Annotated in this window: 4 protein-coding genes; 1 reads left to right on the top strand and 3 read right to left on the bottom strand. The window is 70.9% G+C overall.

Annotated elements, in window-relative coordinates; translation table 11 throughout:
• Positions 1 to 4: 4 nt before the first annotated feature.
• The gene (lgt, locus tag AC3WJI_RS21540; RefSeq protein ID WP_492759359.1) at positions 5 to 835 is read left to right on the top strand and encodes a prolipoprotein diacylglyceryl transferase; all 831 of its coding nucleotides are present in this window, start codon (positions 5 to 7) and stop codon (positions 833 to 835) included.
• Here lgt and AC3WJI_RS21535 read toward each other — a convergent pair.
• Genes AC3WJI_RS21535 through AC3WJI_RS21525 form a run of 3 tightly spaced genes read right to left on the bottom strand, consistent with a single transcriptional unit; the run spans position 783 to position 2616 of the window.
• Positions 783 to 1157: an HK97 family phage prohead protease gene (locus AC3WJI_RS21535; RefSeq protein ID WP_492759358.1), complete on the bottom strand. Its 375-nt coding sequence runs from the start codon at positions 1155 to 1157 to the stop codon at positions 783 to 785. The genes lgt and AC3WJI_RS21535 overlap by 53 nt on opposite strands.
• Entirely contained in the window at positions 1154 to 1462 is a 309-nt protein-coding gene (locus AC3WJI_RS21530; RefSeq protein ID WP_492759357.1) for a DUF6127 family protein, read from the bottom strand. The genes AC3WJI_RS21535 and AC3WJI_RS21530 overlap by 4 nt, the downstream gene beginning before the upstream one ends.
• A gap of 47 nt (positions 1463 to 1509) precedes the next feature.
• Positions 1510 to 2616, bottom strand: coding sequence for a phage portal protein (locus AC3WJI_RS21525; protein WP_492759356.1), 1107 nt, complete (start codon positions 2614 to 2616; stop codon positions 1510 to 1512).
• Between the last annotated feature and the right edge of the window lie 51 nt (positions 2617 to 2667).

Below are 2667 nucleotides of genomic sequence, written 5' to 3'. Positions count from 1 at the left end.
CGTCATGCCCGCCCACCCCATCCAGTTCACCGATCTCGGCCTGTCGCCGGTGGCGCTCGACCTCGGCTTCTTCCAGCTCAAATGGTATGCGCTCAGCTACATCGCGATGCTCGGGCTCGGCTGGTGGTATCTTCGCCGCCTCGTCGCCCAGCCCGGCGCGCCGATGACCGGCCCCCAGGTCGACGATGCGCTCGCTTATGTCGGGCTCGGCGTGATCCTCGGCGGGCGGCTCGGCTATTGCCTGTTCTACCAACCGACCATCTGGCTGCAGCCCTGGAAGGTACTGGCGCTTTGGAACGGCGGCATGTCCTTCCATGGCGGGCTGATCGGCGTGCTCCTCGCTTTGTGGTGGTTTGCCCGCCGCCACCGCATCCCCCTGGTCCGCGTCTATGACTATGTCGCCTGCGCCGCGCCGTTCGGCATGATCCTCGTCCGCCTCGCCAATTTCGTGAACGGCGAGCTCTGGGGCCGGCCGTCGAACCTGCCCTGGGCGATGGTCTTCCCCGGCAGCGGCGACGGCATCCCGCGCCATCCCAGCCAGCTCTACGAAGCGGCGTTCGAAGGCGGGCTGATGATGCTCGTCCTGGTCTGGTTGTTCTGGCGCACCGACGCGCGCAACCACCCCGGCCGCCTCTCGGGCACCGCGCTTTTGCTCTACGGCACCGCGCGCTTCCTCCTCGAATTCACCCGCCAGCCCGATGCCGGGCTCGAGCATCTCGCCTGGGGCCTGACCATGGGCCAGACTTTGTGCGTGCCGATGCTCGCCGCCGGCGCCTGGCTGCTCACCCGCTCGTTTCGACCGCATGCACCCGCGCCAGCGGCTGCATCGGGCTGACCACCAGGCTGACTTCGAGCAGGTCGAGCGCCTTGATCTCGCGCCGTGCGGTTCCCCGCGCCTCGGTCACCCGATAGCCGAACGACAGCCCGGTCACCGCACCCTTCGCCACCGCCGCGGCGAGTTCGGGTGCCGAGACGCGCCCGATCACCCGCAGCCCGCGCCCGTCCTCGGCCAGCCGCTCGATCGTGCCGACCGGCGCCCCACCGTGCTGCCACAGCAGCGGCACCGGCCCGGCCAGCCGGAACGCCCCGCGCCGCACCACGTCCCCGCCGCGATCGGGCACGTCGAACACCGCGGCGTAGCCGGCGAAGCGCGTCATTTCAGCCACCCGGGAAAGCCGAGTTTCACCGCCAGCCCGACCAGCAGCAGCGCCGCGGCCATCCGCCCGGCCCAGGCGAAGGCCGCCTTGAGCGCCGAGCGCTTGGCATCGCGCCACGCCCCCAGCAATTCGCGCAATTCGGCCATGTCCTTGGCCGCGCCGACATCCTCCAGGCCCAGCCGCGCCAGCGCCCGCTGCGCGCTCGCCTCGCCCGCCTCCTCGGCGATTGCGCGCAGGGTCGCCATGTCGGCGCCCGCCTCCTTCGCCTGCTCGATCAATTGCGCGAGCACCGTCTCGTTACGCATCACACTCTCCATGATTTCCCCCCGGGAAATGGCCCCCGCCCGCACGCTCAGCCCAGCCCGACCAGCGCGCGTTTCTCCTCGTCGCTCAGGAAGCCGGCGGCGTTCGCCTGCGCCCACAGCCGCTCGCGGTCCTCGGCCAGCGCCGGCACCCGATTGAGGTCGACCGTCAGCGACGCATCGGCGAACCAGCCCGTCAGCGCCTGCGACAGTCCCGCTAAAATGCTGTCCGCCACCGGCAGGATCGCCAGCCGCCACAGCGCGCGGTTGGCCTCGCGATAATTGGCAAAGGCAGTGTCGCCCGGCAGTCCCATCAGCATCGGCGGTACGCCGAAGGCGAGCGCGATCTCGCGCGCCGCCGCCGCCTTCAGCCCGACGAAATCCATGTCCGCCGGGCTCATGCTCATCGCCTGCCATTTGAGCCCGCCCTCGAGCAGCATCGGGCGTCCGGCATTCGCCGCCCCGGCAAACCCCGCCTCGAGCTCGTCCTTCACCCGCTCGAACTGGTCGGGGCTCAGTACCCCGCCGTCGCCGGTGTCGTAGACCAGTGCCCCCGACGGCCGCGCCGCATTGTCGAGCAGCGCCTTGTTCCACCTCGTCGCGGCATTGTGGATCGCGATCGCCCCCGCCGCCGCGCCCAGGCAGCCCAGCCCATAATGGTCGTCGACCGGGTTGAACGCCTTGAGGTGCACCACCGCCGGGCGCCCCGCGGCATCCTCCGCGGCCAGCCGGCTGACATGCTCGCCCACCCGGTAGCGATAGGCCACCGGCCAGCCCCCCGCATCGGCCTCGACCGTCACCCGCTCGGGTCGCAGCGCGAACAGCTCACGCACCTGGCCGTCGCTGTCGGTCAGGATCTGCGCCCAGGCATTGCCGTGGAGCAGCAGGTGCGCGGTCACCGTCTCGATCAGCACCTGCCCGCCCGAGCGCGCCGTCGCCAGCGCCGCCAGCGCCGGATCGCTCGCCTTGAGCGGCGCCGCGCCGACGCCCTCGCTGACCAGCTTGACCGCGCGCTGCGCCACCGGATTGTGGCAATAGCCCTCGCGCACCTGCGCCTCGTAGCTGCGCGGCCAGTCGCCGAAATTGCTGATGCTGCCGCCACGCGCCAGCGCCGGCCGCGCGGCATCCCGCGCGGACTTGCGTCCGAACCATTTCATATGGATCTCCTGACTTGCCTAAGCCCATCCCCTTCAGGGGAGGGGTTGGGG

Source organism: Sphingomonas sp. FW306-1B-B10E (assembly GCF_058782005.1).
This window is presented reverse-complemented; position numbering and strand designations above follow the sequence as displayed.

Excerpts from the sequence above, each read along its gene's own strand:
- AC3WJI_RS21525 (WP_492759356.1), bottom strand. The coding sequence starts at position 2,616 with ATGAAATGGTTCGGACGCAAGTCCGCGCGGGATGCCGCGCGGCCGGCG.
- AC3WJI_RS21535 (WP_492759358.1), bottom strand. The coding sequence starts at position 1,157 with ATGACGCGCTTCGCCGGCTACGCCGCGGTGTTCGACGTGCCCGATCGC.
- lgt (WP_492759359.1), top strand. The coding sequence starts at position 5 with ATGCCCGCCCACCCCATCCAGTTCACCGATCTCGGCCTGTCGCCGGTG.
- AC3WJI_RS21530 (WP_492759357.1), bottom strand. The coding sequence starts at position 1,462 with ATGCGTAACGAGACGGTGCTCGCGCAATTGATCGAGCAGGCGAAGGAG.